Annotated in this window: 2 protein-coding genes; both read right to left on the bottom strand. The window is 68.9% G+C overall.

Annotation, left to right across the window (positions count from 1 at the left end; genetic code table 11):
- Nucleotides 1-694: sugar-binding domain-containing protein (locus tag CF165_RS49725; protein ID WP_439098566.1), on the bottom strand; the 694-nt coding region annotated here is incomplete at its 3' end.
- Nucleotides 695-699: 5 nt separating this feature from the next.
- Nucleotides 700-946, bottom strand: a 247-nt coding sequence (locus CF165_RS49720) for a rhamnogalacturonan lyase family protein (RefSeq protein WP_500676276.1), incomplete at its 5' end; no start/stop codon positions are given.

Genomic DNA, 946 nt, shown 5'->3' with positions numbered 1-946 from the left:
CGTTGACCACCGTGGTTTCCGCGTGCACGGTGTTGCCATTCGGCGTGGTGACGCGGGTGGCCCACTGGCCGACGTGCACCGGATCCGTCGCGATGAGCCGGACATCGCGGTAGATCCCGGCACCGGTGTAGTAGCGCGACGCCGGCTGCGACGTCGTATCCGTCTTGACGGCCACGACGTTGTCGGCGCCGCCGAACTTCGCCGCCGCCGTGATGTCGTAGCGGAAACTCGTGTAGCCGTACGGGTGCGTGCCGATGAGTGTGCCGTTAACGTACACGCTCGCGTTGGCCATCACGCCGTCGAACTCGAGGGACACCTTGCGCCCGGCGGGCACCGCGGCCAGCGAGAAGTGCTTGCGGTACCAGCCGATGCCCGACGGCAGGTAGCCGCCGCGGCCGGTGCTCGGCGCCGCCTGCGAGAACGGGCCGGCCGGCGGGTTCTTGCCTTCGATGCTCCAGTCGTGCGGCACGCTGAGCTTGCGCCAGCCGCCGTCGTTGTAGGAGGCACCGGCGGCGCCACTGGCGTCACCGTAGTTGAACAGCCAGCCGGGATCGAAGTCGGTGACCGTCCGGTACTGGTTGACGGCGGCCGCGCCGGCGGTGCCGGCAGTGCCGGAGACGACCGTCAGCGGCGCGATCACCAGTGCCAGCGCACCGGCCACGGCTTTCCAGCGCCTTCCTCGGGTGGAGGACAAAGCGTTCACCTCGCCATCGCGAAACTCGGGTGGGCGGCTGGTTGTAGCCGGTGTTCTGTCAACCGACGGCCTCCCGGTACTGCCGGTCCTGCATCAGCGAGACGTGCGAGATGCTGGTGGTGTCCGTCGTCGAGTAGAGTGCGCAGCGCCCGGTTGTCCGACGCCGGCCAGATGACCTCCTCGCGCCAGTCACCGAACAGGTCGGCCTGCAGCGACGGCGTGTTCTTCGTGCCGTTGTTCGCGTGCACGCCC

The sequence above is a fragment of the Amycolatopsis vastitatis genome, from assembly GCF_002234595.1.
In the GTDB taxonomy this organism is placed as follows: domain Bacteria; phylum Actinomycetota; class Actinomycetes; order Mycobacteriales; family Pseudonocardiaceae; genus Amycolatopsis; species Amycolatopsis vastitatis.
This window is presented reverse-complemented; position numbering and strand designations above follow the sequence as displayed.